The organism is Microbacterium marmarense, assembly GCF_037204165.1.
Lineage (GTDB): Bacteria > Actinomycetota > Actinomycetes > Actinomycetales > Microbacteriaceae > Microbacterium > Microbacterium marmarense.
The window spans coordinates 82990-101483 of sequence record NZ_JBBDGL010000004.1 but is presented as its reverse complement, the minus strand read 5'-3'; the positions used below and the strand labels follow the sequence as shown (position 1 = coordinate 101483).

Genomic DNA, 18494 nt, shown 5'->3' with positions numbered 1-18494 from the left:
GGCACCGCATCCACTAGCGTTGTCGGGTGAGTGCACCTGCCGCAGACCCGATGTCGCGCCCCATCGTCGCCGGCATCGTCACCGCGCTGGTCGGATTCACGAGTTCATTTGCTGTTGTGCTCACCGGCCTCGCGGCCGTGGGCGCCTCGCCCGCGCAGGCAGCGAGCGGCCTGCTGGCGCTAAGCCTGCTGATGGGGCTGTCGTGCATTGTTCTCGCGTGGCGTTATCGCATGCCGATCACGGTGGCGTGGTCGACTCCGGGCGCGGCGCTGCTGGCTGCGACGGGGCTTGTTGAGGGCGGCTGGTCGGCCGCCGTCGGCGCTTTCATCGTTGTCGCCGGTCTGATTCTGCTCACCGCTGTGTGGCCGCAGCTCGGTCGCCTGATTGCTCGAATTCCGCCGTCTATCGCCCAAGCCATGTTGGCCGGTGTTCTGCTGCCCCTGTGTCTGGCTCCGGTGAGCGGGGTTGTGACGAATCCGTGGGGCGTGCTGCCGGTGATCATCACTTGGCTGGTCTTCCTTCGGCTTGCGGCGCGATGGGCAGTGCCGCTCGCGTTCGTCGCAGCATCCATCGTTGTGGGGGTTCACCTTGCGACGAACCAGACCGTGATCGACCCGACCACGCTGATCCCGGCGTTCGAACTCACTGTGCCGACGTTCACTGTCGGGGGCATCGTCGGTATCGCGCTTCCGCTGTTCTTGGTGACGATGGCGTCGCAGAACGTGCCAGGCGTCGCGATCATGCGCAGCTACGGGTATGAAGTTCCCTGGCGCCCCGCGATGTTCGTCACAGGAATCGGCACCGCGGTGGCTGCACCCTTCGGCGGTCACGCCATCAACCTTGCGGCCATCAGCGCTGCGCTCGCCGCCGCCCCCGAGGCGGATGCAGACGCGAAGCGTCGTTGGGTTGCGGGCGTATCGACCGGTGCGACTGCCGTGTTGCTCGGTGCGGCGTCAACGCTGTTTGTGGCTCTGGTGCTGCTGGCGCCGGCGGCCGTCATTCCCGCCGTTGCAGGGATCGCCTTGTTCAGCGCCTTTGGCTCAGCGGTGCAACAAGCCATCGACGACCCGGGTGAGCGCATGCCCGCGGTCGTCACTTTTCTCGTCGCCGCATCCGGAGTGGCGATCGCGGGCGTGAGCGCCGCATTCTGGGCGCTTGTCGTCGGGCTTGTCGTGCGTCTGGCGTTGCACGCTGGCCGCCGCGGTTGAGTCCGCACAACTAGGATGGACGATCGTGGTCACACGTCTTTCGAACTTCTTCCTCCGCACACTCCGCGAAGACCCGGCTGATGCCGAGGTCGCGTCGCACCGACTGCTCGTGCGCGCGGGCTACATTCGACGACAGGCGCCCGGCATCTTTGCGTGGTTGCCGCTCGGACTGCGCGTCAAAGCCAAGCTCGAGACCATCATCCGCGAAGAGATGGCGAATGCCGGCGCGTTCGAAGTTCATTTTCCTGCCCTGCTGCCTCGCGAGCCCTACGAGGTGACGGGCCGGTGGGAAGAGTACGGCGATGGGCTGTTCCGCCTGCAAGACCGCAAGGGCTCTGACATGCTGCTTGCGCCCACCCACGAAGAAGTCTTCACCCTGCTGGTGAAAGACCTCTACTCGTCGTACAAAGATCTGCCTCTGACGATCTTCCAGATTCAAGACAAGTATCGCGACGAAGCCCGCCCTCGCGCGGGACTGCTGCGCGGTCGTGAGTTCACAATGAAAGACGCCTACTCGTTCGATGCATCAGATGAGGGCCTCGACGCGAGCTATATGGCGCAGCGCGATGCTTACGAGCGCATCTTCCAGCGGCTCGGGCTCGAGTACGTCATCGTTCAGGCAGACGCCGGAGCCATGGGCGGCTCTCGCTCAGAAGAGTTCCTGCACCCGACCGTCGTCGGCGAAGACACGTTCGTGCGATCCGCGAACGGCTACGCGGCAAACGTCGAGGCGTTCACCACCGTGGTTCCCGACGCCATCGACTTCGAGGGTCTGGGAGCGCCGGTGATCTTCGACTCGCCGAACACCCCCACGATTCAGACTCTCGTTGACCACTGCAACGCAGAGCTCGCTTCCCCGGCCGCAGGCATCGCAGGCCCTGCCACGACGGATGCAAGTGAGTGGACCGCGGCACATACCCTGAAGAACGTGGTGCTCGCGCTCACGCAGCTCGATGGAACCCGCGAGCTTGTCGTTGTCGGACTGCCCGGCGACCGCGACGTCGATGACAAACGCGTGGAAGTCGCTTTCGCCCCCGCCACTGTGGAGGCGGCGAACGAGCAAGACTTCGCCAAGCATCCGCAGCTTGTCAAGGGATATATCGGCCCCTGGTCAGAGTCGGGAGCCGTCCTGGGCGAAGAATCGATCACGGGGATCCGCTACGTTCTTGACCCGCGAGTGGTCGCTGGCACCGCGTGGGTCACCGGAGCGAACGTCGATCAGAAGCACGTGCACTCGCTGGTGGCGGGCCGTGATTTCACCGCTGACGCCGTCGTTGAGGTCGCCTCGGTGCGCGCCGGTGACCCGGCACCCGACGGCTCCGGCCCGGTAGAGCTTGCCCGTGGCATGGAGATCGGACACGTCTTCCAGCTTGGGCGCAAGTACGCCGAGGCGCTCGGGCTCAAGGTGCTCGACGTGAACGGCAAGCTCGTGACGGTGACGATGGGTTCGTACGGCATCGGCGTCACTCGCATTCTCGCGATCATCGCAGAGCTGAACAACGACGAAAAGGGTCTCATCTGGCCTGCCTCTGTCGCACCGTTTGACGTGCACGTCGTTGCCGCTGGTCGGGATCAGGTGGCTTTCGAAGTCGCTGATTCCCTGTCACGTGAACTCGAAGCCGCGGGCATTGACGTGCTCTATGACGACCGGCCCAAGGTATCGCCCGGCGTCAAGTTCGGCGATGCCGAACTCGTTGGCGTCCCTTACATCGTGATTGTGGGCCGCGGTGCCGCGGACGGCCAGGTCGAGCTGTGGAATCGTCACACCGGTGAACGTGAGAGCATCGCGGTGGGCGATGTGTTCGGTCGTCTGCCGCGCTAGATTGCCGTTCGTTCACGCGTCGTTCGCCGAGACGCCGTTGGTCATGACACGCTGGGTGCATGCCCGATAGCGCATCCGTTCCAGCCGACGCCACCGACGACCTACGCACGCTCATCGACGACGCGGGCATCACCCGAAACGCCGACCTGGTCGCGCGCATTCTGGCGACCGGCGTGGGCCTCGGACTCGACGAAGCCGATCGACTCGACCTCAAGATCACCTCGGCTGCGCTGACTGAGATGCGGGCGGCATTCAGTCTGTTCGCGCCGTACGCGGGCATTCCGAAGGTCACGATCTTCGGTTCAGCTCGCACGAAATCGCACGATGCGCAGTATCAGCAGGCATCAGCCGTCGCCGCTGTGCTTGCTGACCAGGGGTGGATGGTCGTCACGGGAGCAGGTCCGGGAATCATGCAGGCGGCTGCCGAGGGTGCTGGCGCAGACCGCTCAATCGGCGTGTCGATTCGGCTGCCCTTCGAAGACAAGCCGAACGCGATCATCGCAGGCGGTGCCAACGTCGCGATGAAGTACTTCTTCACGCGCAAGCTCATGCTGGTGAAAGAGTCGCGCGGCTTTGTCTGCGTGCCCGGCGGGTTCGGCACTCTCGACGAGATGTTCGAGCTGCTCACCTTGCAGCAGACGGGCAAGGCAGAGCCGACGCCGATCGTGCTCTTGGATGCACCTGGCGGAACGTTCTGGAAAGGGCTGGAAGCCTTCATCGACGAGCATCTCATTGCCTCGGGGGTCGTTTCGCCGAACGACTTCGACCGTGTGTTTGTAACAGATTCGGTGGATGCTGCTGCCGCCGAGATCACCGGGTTCTGGCGCAACTACGATTCGCTGCGCTGGGTGGACGGTCGGCTGGTGCTGCGGCTGAGAGCCGAGCCGACAGATGCAGAGATCGATGGGCTCAACGACTCGTTCGCCGACTTGCTGGCGGAAGGTCGTATCGAAAGAGGTGCACCACACCGTCACGAGATCACAGACGGTGACAAAGTCGAACTGCCTCGACTGGTGCTGACGCTCAATCAGTTCAAGATCGGCGCGCTGCACACGCTGATACGCGGCATCAATTCGCTTGAGACGGCGCCACAGATCGACGCCATCGACGGCTGACTCCTAGCCACGCAGCGCCTGGCTTCGCGATGCCTACGGCGTCACTCGGCGCGTGGGGCACCGTGCAGGTGGTCGCGGTGCTTGTTGGCTTGGCGCTTCTTCGTCGGCAAATCGATCGGACCGGTGACAGAGAGCGCGTCTTCCCAGACTTCCACTCCCTTGACCTCGGGCAGTCGGTCGCTCGTGAAGACGGGATCCAGTCCTGCACGCCGCTGCTGTGAGTAGTCCTTCAGCAGTTTGAACGCCACCCCCGACAGCAGAGCGATCGCGACGAGGTTGGTCAGCGCCATGAATCCCATCACACCGTCGGCGAAGGTCCACACGACGCCGGCCGAAATGAGCGCGCCTGCGAAGACCGAGACGATCGCCACAATGCGGTAGCCCAAAAGTACGGCGCGGCTCGAAGTGATGAACTCGATGTTCGACTGCCCGTAGTAGTAGTTGCCGAGGATCGAAGAGAACGCCAACAAGAAGATGATGATGATCAGCAGCACGTTCGCCCAGTCGCCTAGGGTGCTCGTGATCGCATCCTGAGTGAGACCGATTCCCTGCGTGGCTGTCGATAGGTCTGGCACCGAAACCAAGATGATGAATGCCGTAATGGAGCAGACGAGAAAGGTGTCGAAGTAGACGCCGAGCGTCTGCACGAGACCTTGCTTCACGGGGTGCGTGACCGCAGCTGACGCTCCTGCGTTGGGGGCAGAACCCAGTCCGGCCTCGTTTGAGAACATTCCGCGCCGAGCGCCGGTGAGAATGATGTAGCCGAGCGCGGCGCCAACGACCTCGTTGTAACCGAAGGCATCGGCAAAAATCGAGCTGATGACGGCAGGAATGCGATCGACGTGCATCGCCACGATTGCAATTCCGATCAGCAGGTACAGAACGGCCATCGCGGGCACCAGAGCCTGGGTTACTGAGGCGATGCGCCGGACGCCACCGAACACGACGAGACCCATGAGCAGCGCAAGCCCCACGCCCGTTGCGGGAGCGAGCCAGTCGGCAGCGCTCTCGCCCATGCTTCCGGCGATCGTGGCTTGAATAGTGTTGGCCTGCAGCGACGAGAAGGCGATCGGAAAGCAGACGATCAGGATGATCGCGAAAACGATGCCCATCCAGCGGGCGCCGAGCCCTCGTTGCATGTAGTAGGCGGGCCCGCCACGGAACCCGTCTTTGTCGCGGGTCTTGTAGAGCTGGGCGAGCGAAGATTCAATGAAGCTGGATGCTCCGCCAATGAGCGCCATGAGCCACATCCAGAAAACGGCTCCTGGGCCGCCCAGCGCGATCGCGGTGCCTACGCCGGCGATGTTTCCCACGCCGACGCGCGACGCCGCCGAGATCGTGAACGCTTGGAACGCAGATACCGATTGAGGTTCGCCATTCTCGTCTCGTGGAGTCTTGTCTGTCAGCGTCCTGAACATCTCTGGGATCAGGCGAAACTGCACGCCCCTCGAGCGGATCGTGAAATAGAGCCCGAGCCCCACCACCACCGGCAGCACAATCCACGTCCAGAGGTTGTCGCCCCACACTGCCATCCACTCGGTCACTGCATCCATCCGCTCAGTATGGAGGCGAGATGCCGATTTTCACCAGCACGACGTGAATATTGCGCGTGTCGATATCTCTCAGGAAGCGCAGCCCTCTGATCCTGTAACGTTGTAGGGTTCCGGCGGCCCGAATGCGTCGGTAAGAGCTGAATATGGAGGCACCTGTGGACATTGATCTGGGACTGTTGAGGACCGTCGAGCGGGAGAAGGAGATTCCCTTCGAAGAACTCGTACGGATCATCGAGCAGGCGATTCTTACCGCCTACGCCAAGCACACCACTCCCGATGGTGAACTGCACGAAGGTGCGCGCGCGGTACTCGACCGCAAGACCGGCCACGTTGCTGTTTTCATTCCGCTGCTCGACGAAGAAGACGTCGTCATCGGCGAAGAAGAAAGCACACCCGAGAACTTCGGTCGCATTGCTGCTTTCGCCGCTAAGCAAGTGATCAGTCAGCGCCTGCGCGATATCGCAGATGACGCAGTGCTCGGCGAGTTCAAGGGCAAAGAGGGCGACATCGTCGCCGGCATGATCCAGCAGGGCCCCAACCCGCGTATGGTGCACGTCGATCTAGGCACCGTCGAGGCGATCCTGCCACCCGAAGAGCAGGTGCCCGGCGAGGAGTACACGCACGGTTCGCGGCTGCGCGTGTACGTCACCGGCGTGACAAAGGGCACCAAGGGTCCGCAGATCACGGTCTCTCGCACCCACCCCGGTCTGGTGCGCAAACTCTTCGCGCTCGAGGTTCCCGAAATTGCCAGCGGCGTCGTCGAGATTGTTTCGCTTGCCCGTGAGGCCGGTCACCGCAGCAAGATTGCGGTGAAGGCGAACGACCCGAGCATCAACGCGAAGGGTGCCTGCATCGGCGAGCTGGGGCGCCGCGTGCGAGCGGTGACCGAAGAGCTTGCCGGCGAGAAGATCGACATCGTCGACTACGACCCGGAGCTGGCGAAGTTCGTTGCCAACGCGCTCTCGCCCGCCAAGGTCACCTCATCGTTCATTCTGGACATGTCGAGCAAAGCGGTGCGAGCGCTCGTTCCCGACTACCAGCTGTCGCTCGCGATCGGCAAAGAAGGCCAGAACGCGCGCCTCGCGGCCAAGCTCACTGGAGCCAAGATTGACATCCAACCTGACAGCATCTTGGAAGACAGCTGACAATCGGCCGGTGGCTGTCGGGGTGTAGGATGGGACCAGTACGAACGTGTGTCGGATGCCGCACGCGTGAGTCGCGGGCTGCTCTTCTCAGAGTGGTATCAATCAACTCAACGCTCGTTGTTGACGAGCGCGCAGTGATGCCGGGACGAGGCGCGTGGGTGCATGAGACAAGCGAATGTGTGGAGGCCGCGATCCGGCGCCGCGCTTTCGTGCGTGCATTACGTGTGTCAGCGCCGCTTGACACGCAGACCATCGAGAAACGGCTGAATGGCTATGGAAACAAAGTGAACGGCTCGAAATGAGACCCGTCCGCGACTAACGGTCTGCCCTGTCTGGGGAGACCTCAGACAGGAGAATTGTGGCAAACGCCAAACCACGCGTACACGAGATCGCTTCAGAACTCGGTGTTGACAGCAAGGTGGCTCTCGCGAAGCTGAAGGAACTCGGAGAGTTCGTCAAGAGCCCCGCGTCCACCATCGAACCCCCCGTGGCGCGCAAGCTGCGCGCCGCACTCCAGGCTGACGGTGAAGCAGCATCCGCTGCCGCCGATTCAAAGCCTGCTGCGTCGGCGAAGCCAGGCGCAAAGTCTGCTGCGGCCAAGCCAGGCGCAGCCAAGCCTGGTGCTGCGACGCCGGCTAAGCCTGGTGCAGCGACCCCGGCGAAGCCGGGTGCGCGACCCGGCCCTGCCAAGCCGGCCGCGCCGGCCGAGCCGGTTGCGGCTGAACCTGCAGCTACTCCGTCGCCCGCTACTCCCTCGGCAGCTAAGCCGTCTGCTGCAAAGCCAGGCGCGCCGACTCCGGCTCCCGCTCCGGCGGCGCCCGAGGCTGCTGCTCCTGAAGCACCGTCCACCGATGGCGCGTCGCCCGCTCCGCGCCCAGGCGGCGCAGCACCGCGTCCGGGCAACAACCCCTTCGCATCTGCTCAGGGCATGGGACAGCGTCCGGCAGGTCCACGTCCGGGCAACAACCCCTTCGCATCTGCTCAGGGCATGGGTCAGCGCCCGACACCCGGCAACATTCCGCGTCCGCAGGCACCTCGTCCTGGATCCCCTCGTCCCGGAGCTCCTCGCCCCGGTGGCGGAGGTCGTCCCGGTGGCGGTCGTCCCGGTGGCGCTCCGTTCCAACAGCGTCCGGGCGGTCCTGGCCGTCCCGGCGGTGGCGGTCGTCCCGGCGGTGGCGCTCCTGGCGGTCCTCCCGCAGGTGGTTTCGCCGGACGCCCAGGTGGCGGTGGCGGCCGTGGCCGTGGTCCTGGCGGTGGCACCGCGGGTGCCTTCGGCAAGGGCGGCGGCAAGTCGAAGCAGCGCAAGTCACGTCGGGCGAAGCGCCAAGAGTTTGAGATGAGAGATGCGCCGACCGTAGGTGGCGTAAACGTTTCGCGCGGCAACGGTGAAACCATCCGCATGCGCCGCGGCGCGTCGATCTCGGACTTCGCAGACAAGATCGAGAACTTGACCGGCTACACAGTGCAGCCAGGAACGCTCGTCACCATCCTGTTCAACCTGGGTGAGATGGCGACGGCTACTGAGTCGCTCGACGAGGCCACTTTCGAGGTGCTTGGTGAAGAGCTCGGCTACAAGATTCAGATGGTCTCGCCGGAGGACGAAGATAAGGAACTCCTCGAGACGTTCGGTCTGAATCTTGACGCAGAACTGGAAGCTGAAAACGAGGAAGACCTCGAGATCCGTCCTCCAGTTGTCACTGTGATGGGTCACGTTGACCACGGTAAGACGCGTCTTCTCGACGCGATCCGAAATGCGAACGTTGTCGCGGGTGAGGCCGGCGGCATCACCCAGCACATCGGTGCGTACCAGGTCTGGACCGAACATGAGGGCATCGAGCGAGCGATCACGTTCATCGATACTCCGGGTCACGAAGCGTTCACCGCGATGCGTGCCCGTGGTGCGCAGGTCACTGACCTCGCGATCCTGGTGGTTGCAGCTGACGACGGCATCATGCCGCAGACGGTTGAGGCTCTCAACCACGCGCAGGCAGCGAACGTGCCGATCGTGGTTGCGGTCAACAAGGTCGACAAGCCAGATTCGAATCCCGCTAAGGTTCGTCAGCAGCTCACCGAATACGGTCTGGTGGCCGAGGAATACGGCGGAGACGTTATCTTCGTCGACGTCTCAGCTCGCGATGGCTTGAACATCCAGCAGCTGCTGGACGCTGTTCTGCTTACCGCCGATGCTGGCCTTGACCTCACGGCGAACCCGAACAAAGCTGCTCGTGGCGTTGCCATTGAAGCCAAGCTCGACAAGGGTCGCGGTGCTGTTGCTACCGTGCTCATCCAGTCGGGAACGCTCCGCGTGGGCGACTCGATCGTGGCTGGTACGGCATACGGCCGCGTGCGTGCCATGGCAGATGAGAACGGCGAAGCTGTTCTCGAAGCCTTCCCGTCGCGTCCGGTTGCCGTGCAGGGTCTGAACTCAGTGCCTCGCGCCGGTGACACATTCATCGTCACCGACGAAGACCGACTGGCACGCCAGATCGCTGAGAAGCGTGAAGCGGCTGAGCGCAACGCGCAGCTGGCCAAGGCTCGCAAGCGCATTTCGCTTGAAGACTTCACCCGTGCACTGCAAGAAGGCAAGGTCGAATCGCTCAACCTCATCATCAAGGGTGACGTGTCGGGTGCCGTTGAGGCGCTCGAAGAATCGTTGCTCAAGATCGAGGTCGACGACTCCGTTCAGCTGCGCATCATCCACCGCGGTGTGGGTGCGATCACCGAATCCGACGTGAACCTGGCGACGATCGACAACGCGATCATCATCGGCTTCAATGTTCGTCCCGACCCGAAGGCTCGTGAGCGCGCGCAGCGTGAAGGCGTCGACACCCGTTTCTACTCGGTCATCTACAACGCGATTGATGACGTCGAGCAGTCGCTTCAGGGCCTGCTCAAGCCAGAGTACGAAGAGGTTCAGTCCGGTGTCGCCGAGATTCGCGAGGTGTTCCGCTCCTCGAAGTTCGGCAACATCGCGGGTGTCATCGTTCGCTCCGGCACGATCACACGCAACGCGAAGGCTCGCGTCATCCGCGACGGCGTCGTCGTCGCAGATGGTCTCGCCATCGAGTCGCTGCGTCGTTTCAAGGATGACGTCACTGAAGTTCGCACGGACTTCGAAGCCGGTATCGGCCTCGGCAAGTTCAACGACATTCAGGTCGGCGACGAGGTCGAAACAACCGAAATGGTAGAAAAGCCCCGAGGCTGAGCCTCGTAGCATCGGTTCAGGATGCCCCAGCAACAGCCGGGGCATCCTGAACCTTCGCGGTCACCTCAGACCGCACAGAGAGAGAGTTTGATATGGGCAGCGAACGTCAGGCGCGACTGGGTGACCGAATCCGAGTGATTCTTGCCGAGCGCCTCGAGAAGGGTCTTCGTGACCCCCGTCTTGGCTTCGTAACGATCACGGACGTGCGCGTCACGGGCGATCTTCAGCATGCATCGGTGTTCTACACCGTTTATGGTTCCGACGAAGAGCGTGCGAACTCGGCTGCAGCGTTGAAGGCCGCCACTGGCATGCTTCGCTCCGAGGTGGGAAAGCATTTGAATGTGCGACTCACGCCTTCGCTCGAGTTCATTCTCGACGCACTGCCCGATAACGCGGGCCACATTGCTGACCTGCTGCGCGAAGCGCGCGAGCGGGATGACGCGGTTACCGCAATTGCCGCTGGCGCAGCCTACGCGGGCGAAGAAGACCCCTACATCAAGCCGCGCACGTTTGACGAAGACGACGAGCTGCAAGCCACTTCTGCTGATGCTGATGCTGATGCTGATGCTGATGCTGAAGCTGAAGCTGAAGCTGAAGCGGCTGACGAGTCAACACCCACCGAAAACAGCTGACACCGGCTCGGCTTGGCGATGATCGTCAGCTGAGCGATCCGCCCACCGAGTGCCGATCTTCGTCATTGTCGATGCTCGTGCGCATAGCGACGTTGAGCGCCCGAGCGATATCAGCCAGCGGCAGTTCAGGTTCGCTCGTGGACTGCCCGGTTGCCCACGGCACGTGGATGAAGCCGGCCTTGCGGTCGCTGCCGCTCGTTGCCCACGTCGCTGCGCGGTAGAAGATGTGATTGCACACGAATGTGCCAGCGGTCGTTGACAACGACGAAGGAATACCCGCCGCTGAGAGCTCGTGGGCGATCGCTTTCACCGGCAACGATGAGAACACCGCTGCTGGAGCATCGGCAATCGAAGACTCATCGATGGGCTGCGCACCGTCGTTGTCTGGAATCCTGGCGTCGACGAGGTTTACGGCGACGCGTTCAACTGAGATCGTGGAGCGACCGCCTGCGAGTCCTACGGCGATGACCACCTGCGGCTGATGCCGCGTCAAGAGCTCTTCGAATACGGATGCTGCGCCGTCGAATGTGACCGGAAGCACCGCGGTGACGAGAACCTCTGGCCCCTCCCACAGTGCGGCGGCCAGGTGTACGGCTTCGCCGCTGGGGTTGCTGGAGTCGCCCGCGAACGGCTCGAATCCTGTCATCAGTACGGTCATCACCGATCCAGCGTATGCCGACATGCGCGGTCGTGGCGCTCGATCGAAGGTGCACTCAGCGGGGGAGTTGCAGCATCCCATCAAAGACCTCGGCGAGACCGTCGGCTATGAGTGAGTCAATCGCTCGGTGACGTTGCGCAGCGTCGGGCCAGTCGGCGATGACACCCTCTAGAGCGACCACGTGGGTTGCCGCATCCCTCAGCTCTTTGAGCACCGCACCCCGCGCCTGTCGGTCGCTGCCCTCATATCGTGCCTGCTTGCGTCGGTCGTCGCCGGTATCTGGGTAGCCCGCCGCTCGCCACGCACAGATATCGGCGAGCGGACAGACTTCGCAGCGCGGAGCGCGAGCGGTGCACACCACGGCGCCGAGTTCCATGGCTGCGGCGTTGACGATGGCAGCTGACTCGTCGTCGGCCGGCAGGATCGACGCCATGTCGTCTAGATCGCGACGTGAGGCATTGCCCGGCTGCGAGCGTCCGCCGACAGCGCGCGCGAGCACGCGGCGCGTGTTGGTATCGACCACTGGGTGGCGCTGGCCGTAGGCGAAGACCGCAACCGCACGCGCGGTGTAGTCCCCAACCCCGCTGAGCGCGAGCAGCGCGGACACCTCGGTGGGGACCTCGCCGCCGTGCTGGTCGCGAATCTCGACCGCTGCCTGATGCAACCACAGCGCGCGGCGCGGGTAGCCGAGGTTCGCCCATTGGCGTACCGCATCGGCGGGTGAACTATCGGCGAGTGCGGTAGCAGTGGGCCAGCGCCTCAGCCACTCTTCGAGACGCGGAATCACACGGGTGACCGGCGTCTGCTGCAACATGAACTCGCTGACGAGCACGCCCCACGCCCCGAAGTCAGGATCGCGCCATGGCAACTCGCGCGCGTTTTCGCCGTACCACTCGATGAGGGGGAGCGCGGGCATCGCACCAGCCTAATCGCGCCCGACACGCACTTAGGCTAGAGGCATGCTTTTCACGATCGCGTCCGACAGCTGATGCCGACGGGAATTCTTCTCGTCGACAAATCGGGCGGTATGACCAGTCACGATGTGGTCTCTCGTGCACGCAAGGCGCTCGGCACACGCAAGATCGGCCACGCAGGCACTCTTGATCCGATGGCAACGGGGCTATTGGTGCTGGGTGTTGACGCTGCGACCAGATTGCTGACCTTCATCGTCGGCCTCGACAAGACGTACGAAGCGACGATCCGACTGGGGATGAGCACCGACACCGATGATGCCGAGGGTGAAGAAACCGCTCGCGCGCCTGAATCCGCCGTGGCCCGCATCACTGCGTCACAGACCGACGCGGGAATCGCAATGCTGACCGGGGAGATCTCGCAGGTGCCGAGCACTGTGTCGGCTATCAAGGTGAACGGCAGGCGTGCCTACGACCTGGCTCGTGCTGGCGAAGAGGTCGTGCTCAAGTCTCGCAACGTCACCGTGGCGCGCTTCGAAGTTGTCCGCGAGCATCGCGTGGCTGGGTTCATCGATCTTGACGTGATCGTCGACTGTTCAAGCGGCACCTACATTCGGGCACTGGCACGCGACCTCGGAACCTACCTCGGTGTCGGCGGTCACCTGACCGCGTTGCGGCGCACGCGAATAGGGCCTTTCGAGGTTGCAGATGCAACCGGCACCGACAACCTAGGCGACGCTGCGCTGGTCGCACCGGCAGAGGTAGCGGCGGAAGTGCTGGGCAGAATCGATGTCACCGAAGACGAAGCACGAGACCTGCGCCATGGCAAGAAGCTGAAGGGCGCGGCCTCACGCTTGGTGCGCACCCCAACCGCCGCAGTTGATCCGGCAGGTGTGCTCGTCGGCGTCATAGAAAAGCGCGGAGATGACGTCAAGAGCGCAATGAATATGCCCAAGGAGATGCCCGCATGATCATGTGGTTCACGATCGTCCAGATCGCTATTGCTGTCGGCGGCGGGCTCTTCTCTGTGATTGCCGGTCTTGCAGGTCGCCGGCCGAGTGATTTCACCGTGGGCGCTGTTGCTCTTGTCGAGTTGCTGCTCATCGTGCAGATCGTGATCGCGATCGTCGCGCCCTTCGCAGGCAACGAGCCCACCGGTAGCTTGCTTGAGTTCTGGGTCTATCTCGTCTCGGCGGCGCTGATCCCGCCGGCCAGCGTGTTCTGGGCTCTGCTGGAGCGCAGCCGTTGGAGCACCGTGATCATGGGTGTCGGCGCCTTGTCGGTAGCGGTGATGCTGTGGCGTATGCAGAGCATTTGGACGCTGCAGATAGCCTGAGCCCGTCGCGGCGGCTCATCTCGTCGCTTCCCGCTTAAGATTGATCAGTCATGACAACTCCTACCCGCCCCCGTATGACCGGAATCGGCCGTGTTCTCGTGATCGTCTACGCGATCATGGCACTCGCCGCAACGGGACGCTCGTTCGTGCAGATCGTGAGGGAGTTCGACGATGCGCCGCTGGCTTACTCCTTGTCAGCACTGGCGGCGGTGGTCTACATCGTCGCCACTTTGGCGCTCGTCTTTGCCGGCTCACGCGGCTGGTACTTGGTCGCGTGGATTGCCATCACATTCGAGATGCTCGGCGTCATCGTTGTCGGCACACTGAGTTTGGTCTGGCCCGAGCTGTTCGGCCACCCCACCGTCTGGTCGTGGTTTGGGATGGGCTATGTGTTCATCCCGCTGGTTCTGCCGTTCTTCGGAATGTGGTGGCTGGTCGCACACAACCCCGCCGATCGTCCTGTATTGGCGGCGGCATGAACGTCTTTCGTGAACTGTCTGAGGTGCCGTCGAGTTTCGGCCCCTCCGTGGTGGCGATCGGAAAGTTCGACGGGGTGCACAGCGGCCACCGGGCGGTGATCGATCGAGCTCGAGTGGATGCTGCTTCGCTCGGCGCGCGAGTGGTTGCGGTCACGTTCGACCGCAACCCGCTGGCCTATCTGCGGCCAGAGCTTTGCCCGGAAGAGCTCGTCGGAGTCGATCAGAAGCTTCGCCTGTTGGCCCAGGCAGGTGTCGATGCGACGCTCATGCTGCATTTCGATGAAGACCTCGCCACTGTCGCAGCGGAGGATTTCGTTGCGCAGATCTTGGTCGAGGCGCTTGGCGCGGTGGCCGTGCTCGTCGGCAGCGACTTCAGGTTCGGCCACCTCGGCCGCGGCACGCCCGAGCTATTGCGTGCGTCCGGCAAGCATCATGGTTTTGGTGTTCAGGTGATCGATGATGTGCGCGCCATCGACGCGGGTCGTCGTGTGTCATCAACTTGGATACGCGAGGCGCTCAGCGAGGGCGATGTTGAGACGGCGTCTCGACTCTTGGGCCGGCGTCACGCCGTGAGCGGCGAGGTCGTTCACGGGCAGAAGCGAGGGCGCGAGTTGGGTTTCCCCACCGCGAACCTCGCCACAGACCTCAACGGTTTCGTGCCCGCAGAGGGCGTTTATGCGGGCTGGCTCGTAGATCACGGCGCAGGCGGAACCGCTCGCAGGGTCGCTTCGGCGGACCGCAGCGTTCGATACCCGGCGGCGATCAGTATTGGCACCAACCCGACCTTCGGTGACGTCGTCGTGCGTCAAGTCGAGGCGTATGTGCTCGACGAGACGGACCTTGATCTCTACGGTCATGAGGTGTCTGTCGAGTTTGTTTCGCACATTCGCGGAATGGTCACCTTCGACGGGATTGAACCTCTGATCGCTCAGATGTCGGACGATGTCGAGCGAGTGCGCGCTCAGCTCTAGCAGACTCACGGTGATGTTCGACGCGATCAAGACGTAGACCGACGGGCCTTGCCCGCCTACGATCGAAGCGAGTGCATCGACGGCGAATCCTCATCGGTGTGCGGGGAGCATCGAGGAGGACTATGAGTGCGACAACCGCCACTGCGCGCCCGACGCGCAATATCGAATCTCTGACTGAGCGTGCGGCTGCACTGCTGGGCGGAACACCCGATGACGAAACACTGCGGCGCTACCTCAACGGCTTGTCGGGCGTCGACGCGGTAGGACTCGAGGCACGCGCTGCCGATCTCGGAACCCGCTCGATCAAGACCACCTCCAAGGTGTGGGCCCTCGACAAGATCGTCGAGTTGATCGACCTCACCACGCTCGAAGGAGCGGATACACCGGGCAAGGTTCGCTCTCTCGTCGCGAAGGCACTCAACCCTGACGCTTCGGATCAGTCCTGCCCAAGGGTTGCCGCGGTCTGTGTCTACGGTGACATGGTCCCGATAGCTATTGAAGCGCTCGGATCAGCTCACGGTGACCCTGACGACGGCGGGGTCAGCGTCGCGGCAGTAGCCACCGCCTTCCCGAGCGGACGAGCCTCGCTGGCGGTGAAACTGGCTGACACCGCTGACGCCGTGAGCAACGGCGCTGATGAGATCGACATGGTGATCGATCGAGGCGCATTCCTCTCTGGCCGCTACGGGGTAGTTTTCGAGCAGATCACGCAGGTGAAGGCCGCGTGCGTGCGCGCTGATGGTACGTCGGCCTCGCTCAAGGTCATCCTTGAAACCGGCGAGTTGAACACCTACGACAACATCAAGCGTGCTTCGTGGCTTGCAATTCTGGCGGGCGGTGACTTCATCAAAACGTCGACTGGAAAGGTGCAGCCAGCTGCGACCCTGCCGGTCACCCTGCTGATGCTCGAGGTCGTGCGCGATTGGTACCGCGCGACCGGCGAGAAGATCGGTGTGAAGCCCGCGGGCGGCATCCGAACCTCAAAAGATGCGATCAAGCACGTTGTCACCGTCGCCGAGACCGCGGGCGAGGAGTGGCTGCAGCCGCATCTGTTCCGCTTCGGCGCGTCGAGTTTGCTCAACGATGTGCTTCGTCAGCGCCAAAAGATATCGACCGGTCATTACACCGGCGCCGACTACGTGACGATCGACTGAATCGAGACACTGTGACTTTCCTCGAGTACGCTCCTGCACCCGAGTCTCGCGCTATTTTGAGCCTGCGCGACGAGTATGGACTCTTCATCGACGGGCAGTTCCGGCCCGGCACGGGGGAGAGCTTCGCGACGATCTCGCCGGCCGATGAGTCGCACATCGCCACTGTGGCAGCGGCGTCTGAGGCAGACATCGACCAGGCCGTGGCAGCAGCTCGGCGCGCGCACGATAAAGTCTGGGCCAAGATGCGCGGTCGCGACCGCGGCAAGTATCTGTTTCGAATCGCCCGACTGGTGCAAGAGCGTGCGCGCGAACTCGCCGTTGCGGAGAGCCTCGACAACGGCAAGCCGATCAAAGAGAGCCGTGATGTCGATGTGCCGCTGGTGGCGGCATGGTTCTTCTACTACGCGGGCTGGGCAGACAAGCTCGACTTCGCGGGTCTTGGGGCGAACCCGCGGTCGTTGGGTGTCGCTGCACAGGTGATCCCGTGGAACTTTCCGCTGTTGATGCTCGCGTGGAAGGTTGCCCCCGCGCTCGCCGCGGGCAATACCGTGGTGATCAAACCGGCCGAAACGACGCCCCTGACGGCACTGATCTTCGCCGAGATCCTGCAACAGGCTGACCTGCCCGCGGGCGTCGTAAACATTGTCACCGGTGCCGGATCGACCGGTGCCGCAATGGTTCGGCATCCCGACGTCAATAAGGTTGCCTTCACCGGATCCACTCCGGTCGGACGCGAGATAGCGAAGGCGGTAGCTGGCACCGACAAGAAGCTCACGCTCGAGCTCGGAGGCAAAGCAGCCAACATCATCTTCGAAGACGCCCCCATCGAGCAGGCAATTGACGGCATCGTCACGGGAATCTTCTTCAATCAGGGGCAAGTGTGCTGCGCGGGCAGTCGCTTGATCGTGCAGGAGTCGATTCATGACGAAGTCGTGGAGCGGCTGAAACGGCGGCTGTCAACCCTTCGCATGGGTGACCCATTGGACAAGAACACCGACATCGGTGCGATCAACTCGCTTGAGCAGCTCAACCGGGTGCGCGAGCTCAGCCAGATCGGTGAAGAAGAGGGCGCGCAGCGCTGGAGCGCGAACTGCGTCATCCCCGAAAAGGGATTCTGGTTCGCGCCCACGATATTCACCAATGTGCAGGCAAGCCACCGCATCGCTCGCGACGAGATCTTCGGACCCGTGCTTTCGGTGCTGACCTTCCGAACGCCAGCCGAAGCGATCGCGAAAGCCAACAACACGCCGTACGGACTCTCGGCGGGCATCTGGAGCGACAAAGGCTCGCGCATCCTGGCTGTTGCCGACAAGCTGCGTGCGGGTGTGATTTGGGCCAACACGTTCAACCGTTTTGACCCAGCGAGCCCATTCGGCGGCTACAAGGAGTCGGGCTACGGGCGCGAGGGCGGCCGGCAGGGGCTGCTCGCGTACTTGAAGGGGGCAGCATGAGCAAGCGACTGACCGTGCCGAAGACCTACAAGCTCTATATCGGCGGCAAGTTCCCCCGCAGTGAATCAGGGCGAATCTACCCGGTGACGACGGCCAAGGGTGCGTTCTTGGCGAACGCGTCGCGGGCTTCACGCAAAGACGCGAGAGATGCCGTATCTGCGGCGCAGGCAGCTGGTCGATCATGGGCAGGTGCGACACCGTACAACCGCGGTCAGGTGCTCTATCGGGTCGCCGAGATTCTCGAAGGTCGGCGGGCTCAGTTCATCGACGAGATCTCGGCGCAGACCCAAGCCTCGGCCTCGGTCGCGAGTGCAGAGGTCGACGAAGCGATCGACACGTGGGTGTGGTACGCGGGCTGGTGCGACAAGTTCGCTCAGGTCGCGGGCAATGCCAACCCCGTCGCCGGTCCGTTCTTCAACATCTCGCTGCCGGAACCGACGGGCGTTGTCGCGATCATCGCACCGCAAGAATCTGCTCTGTTGGGACTGGTATCGGCCATTGCCCCGGCGCTGGTGACGGGCAATTCGGTCGTGGCCGTGGCCTCGCAGCAGCATCCACTATCGGCGATATCTCTGTCAGAAGCGCTTGCCACAAGCGATGTGCCCGGGGGTGTGGTGAATGTGCTCACTGGTTCGCCGGCAGAGATCGCGCCGTGGTTGGCCTCGCACCCTGACGTGCACGGGCTCGATCTTGTGGGTGCGGGCGAGATCGATTGGGTCGAATTGCAGATCGCAGCGGCCGAGACGCTCACTCGAGTGCTCGGGCCAGAAAGCGCGGCAGCGGCCCCCAGCCTCCACCGCATCGCGGCGTTCACAGAGACTAAGACCGTGTGGCACACCAAGAGCCTCCTCTAA

Annotated in this window: 17 protein-coding genes; 14 read left to right on the top strand and 3 right to left on the bottom strand. The window is 63.1% G+C overall.

What is annotated here, in order from left to right; genetic code table 11:
• Nucleotides 1–50: 50 nt before the first annotated feature.
• Genes WDU96_RS12115 through WDU96_RS12105 form a run of 3 tightly spaced genes read left to right on the top strand, consistent with a single transcriptional unit; the run spans nucleotide 51 to nucleotide 4145 of the window.
• A complete protein-coding gene (locus WDU96_RS12115; RefSeq protein ID WP_337338924.1) occupies nucleotides 51–1208 on the top strand; it encodes a benzoate/H(+) symporter BenE family transporter in 1158 nt (385 codons plus the stop codon).
• A 25-nt stretch (nucleotides 1209–1233) separates the two neighbouring features.
• Nucleotides 1234–3030: a proline--tRNA ligase gene (locus WDU96_RS12110; protein ID WP_337338780.1), complete on the top strand. Its 1797-nt coding sequence runs from the start codon at nucleotides 1234–1236 to the stop codon at nucleotides 3028–3030.
• A 59-nt stretch (nucleotides 3031–3089) separates the two neighbouring features.
• Nucleotides 3090–4145, top strand: a complete 1056-nt coding sequence (locus WDU96_RS12105; RefSeq protein ID WP_337338779.1) for an LOG family protein — start codon at nucleotides 3090–3092, stop codon at nucleotides 4143–4145.
• A 41-nt stretch (nucleotides 4146–4186) separates the two neighbouring features.
• Here WDU96_RS12105 and WDU96_RS12100 read toward each other — a convergent pair whose 3' ends face one another.
• Entirely contained in the window at nucleotides 4187–5698 is a 1512-nt protein-coding gene (locus WDU96_RS12100; RefSeq protein WP_337338778.1) for an alanine/glycine:cation symporter family protein, read from the bottom strand.
• A gap of 155 nt (nucleotides 5699–5853) precedes the next feature.
• On the opposite strand from WDU96_RS12100, the gene nusA reads away from it, so the two are divergent.
• The 4 genes from nusA to rbfA all read left to right on the top strand — a co-directional run bounded on the left by nusA (nucleotide 5854) and on the right by rbfA (nucleotide 10680).
• Nucleotides 5854–6843 carry a transcription termination factor NusA gene (gene nusA / locus WDU96_RS12095; RefSeq protein WP_337338777.1) on the top strand — a complete coding sequence of 330 codons (990 nt, stop codon included), beginning with the start codon at nucleotides 5854–5856 and terminating at the stop codon, nucleotides 6841–6843.
• A 29-nt stretch (nucleotides 6844–6872) separates the two neighbouring features.
• Nucleotides 6873–7145, top strand: a complete 273-nt coding sequence (locus tag WDU96_RS12090; protein ID WP_337338776.1) for a YlxR family protein — start codon at nucleotides 6873–6875, stop codon at nucleotides 7143–7145.
• 56 nt (nucleotides 7146–7201) lie between these two features.
• Nucleotides 7202–10048: a translation initiation factor IF-2 gene (gene infB, locus WDU96_RS12085; RefSeq protein WP_337338775.1), complete on the top strand. Its 2847-nt coding sequence runs from the start codon at nucleotides 7202–7204 to the stop codon at nucleotides 10046–10048.
• A gap of 92 nt (nucleotides 10049–10140) precedes the next feature.
• Nucleotides 10141–10680: a 30S ribosome-binding factor RbfA gene (gene rbfA, locus WDU96_RS12080; protein ID WP_337338774.1), complete on the top strand. Its 540-nt coding sequence runs from the start codon at nucleotides 10141–10143 to the stop codon at nucleotides 10678–10680.
• A 25-nt stretch (nucleotides 10681–10705) separates the two neighbouring features.
• Here the strand turns inward: rbfA and pcp are convergent, their stop codons facing one another.
• Together pcp and WDU96_RS12070 are read right to left on the bottom strand one after the other, a co-directional pair.
• Nucleotides 10706–11338, bottom strand: coding sequence for a pyroglutamyl-peptidase I (gene pcp / locus WDU96_RS12075; protein ID WP_337338923.1), 633 nt, complete (start codon nucleotides 11336–11338; stop codon nucleotides 10706–10708).
• Nucleotides 11339–11393: 55 nt separating this feature from the next.
• Nucleotides 11394–12254 carry an HhH-GPD family protein gene (locus tag WDU96_RS12070; protein ID WP_337338773.1) on the bottom strand — a complete coding sequence of 287 codons (861 nt, stop codon included), beginning with the start codon at nucleotides 12252–12254 and terminating at the stop codon, nucleotides 11394–11396.
• A 72-nt stretch (nucleotides 12255–12326) separates the two neighbouring features.
• On the opposite strand from WDU96_RS12070, the gene truB reads away from it, so the two are divergent.
• The 7 genes from truB to WDU96_RS12035 all read left to right on the top strand — a co-directional run bounded on the left by truB (nucleotide 12327) and on the right by WDU96_RS12035 (nucleotide 18494).
• Nucleotides 12327–13220 carry a tRNA pseudouridine(55) synthase TruB gene (gene truB / locus WDU96_RS12065; protein WP_420063959.1) on the top strand — a complete coding sequence of 298 codons (894 nt, stop codon included), beginning with the start codon at nucleotides 12327–12329 and terminating at the stop codon, nucleotides 13218–13220.
• Nucleotides 13217–13585, top strand: coding sequence for a hypothetical protein (locus WDU96_RS12060; protein ID WP_337338772.1), 369 nt, complete (start codon nucleotides 13217–13219; stop codon nucleotides 13583–13585). The genes truB and WDU96_RS12060 overlap by 4 nt, the downstream gene beginning before the upstream one ends.
• Nucleotides 13586–13635: 50 nt before the next feature.
• Entirely contained in the window at nucleotides 13636–14064 is a 429-nt protein-coding gene (locus tag WDU96_RS12055; protein WP_337338771.1) for a hypothetical protein, read from the top strand.
• Nucleotides 14061–15035 (top strand): bifunctional riboflavin kinase/FAD synthetase, encoded by a 975-nt coding sequence (locus WDU96_RS12050; RefSeq protein ID WP_337338770.1) that lies wholly within the window; start codon nucleotides 14061–14063, stop codon nucleotides 15033–15035. The genes WDU96_RS12055 and WDU96_RS12050 overlap by 4 nt, the downstream gene beginning before the upstream one ends.
• A 122-nt stretch (nucleotides 15036–15157) precedes the next feature.
• Nucleotides 15158–16189: a deoxyribose-phosphate aldolase gene (deoC, locus tag WDU96_RS12045; protein WP_337338769.1), complete on the top strand. Its 1032-nt coding sequence runs from the start codon at nucleotides 15158–15160 to the stop codon at nucleotides 16187–16189.
• 11 nt (nucleotides 16190–16200) lie between these two features.
• Nucleotides 16201–17640 (top strand): aldehyde dehydrogenase family protein, encoded by a 1440-nt coding sequence (locus WDU96_RS12040; RefSeq protein WP_337338768.1) that lies wholly within the window; start codon nucleotides 16201–16203, stop codon nucleotides 17638–17640.
• The gene (locus tag WDU96_RS12035; RefSeq protein ID WP_337338767.1) at nucleotides 17637–18494 is read left to right on the top strand and encodes an aldehyde dehydrogenase family protein; all 858 of its coding nucleotides are present in this window, start codon (nucleotides 17637–17639) and stop codon (nucleotides 18492–18494) included. Before WDU96_RS12040 ends, WDU96_RS12035 begins: the two co-directional genes overlap by 4 nt.

Bases quoted from the DNA above. Each gene is read 5' to 3' on its own strand.
- WDU96_RS12100 (WP_337338778.1), bottom strand. From the start codon at position 5,698: ATGGATGCAGTGACCGAGTGGATGGCAGTGTGGGGCGACAACCTCTGG.
- WDU96_RS12090 (WP_337338776.1), top strand. From the start codon at position 6,873: ATGGGACCAGTACGAACGTGTGTCGGATGCCGCACGCGTGAGTCGCGG.
- truB (WP_420063959.1), top strand. From the start codon at position 12,327: ATGCCGACGGGAATTCTTCTCGTCGACAAATCGGGCGGTATGACCAGT.
- WDU96_RS12050 (WP_337338770.1), top strand. From the start codon at position 14,061: ATGAACGTCTTTCGTGAACTGTCTGAGGTGCCGTCGAGTTTCGGCCCC.
- WDU96_RS12055 (WP_337338771.1), top strand. From the start codon at position 13,636: ATGACAACTCCTACCCGCCCCCGTATGACCGGAATCGGCCGTGTTCTC.
- deoC (WP_337338769.1), top strand. From the start codon at position 15,158: ATGAGTGCGACAACCGCCACTGCGCGCCCGACGCGCAATATCGAATCT.
- WDU96_RS12115 (WP_337338924.1), top strand. From the start codon at position 51: ATGTCGCGCCCCATCGTCGCCGGCATCGTCACCGCGCTGGTCGGATTC.
- WDU96_RS12070 (WP_337338773.1), bottom strand. From the start codon at position 12,254: ATGCCCGCGCTCCCCCTCATCGAGTGGTACGGCGAAAACGCGCGCGAG.
- WDU96_RS12105 (WP_337338779.1), top strand. From the start codon at position 3,090: ATGCCCGATAGCGCATCCGTTCCAGCCGACGCCACCGACGACCTACGC.
- WDU96_RS12060 (WP_337338772.1), top strand. From the start codon at position 13,217: ATGATCATGTGGTTCACGATCGTCCAGATCGCTATTGCTGTCGGCGGC.
- rbfA (WP_337338774.1), top strand. From the start codon at position 10,141: ATGGGCAGCGAACGTCAGGCGCGACTGGGTGACCGAATCCGAGTGATT.
- pcp (WP_337338923.1), bottom strand. From the start codon at position 11,338: ATGACCGTACTGATGACAGGATTCGAGCCGTTCGCGGGCGACTCCAGC.
- WDU96_RS12035 (WP_337338767.1), top strand. From the start codon at position 17,637: ATGAGCAAGCGACTGACCGTGCCGAAGACCTACAAGCTCTATATCGGC.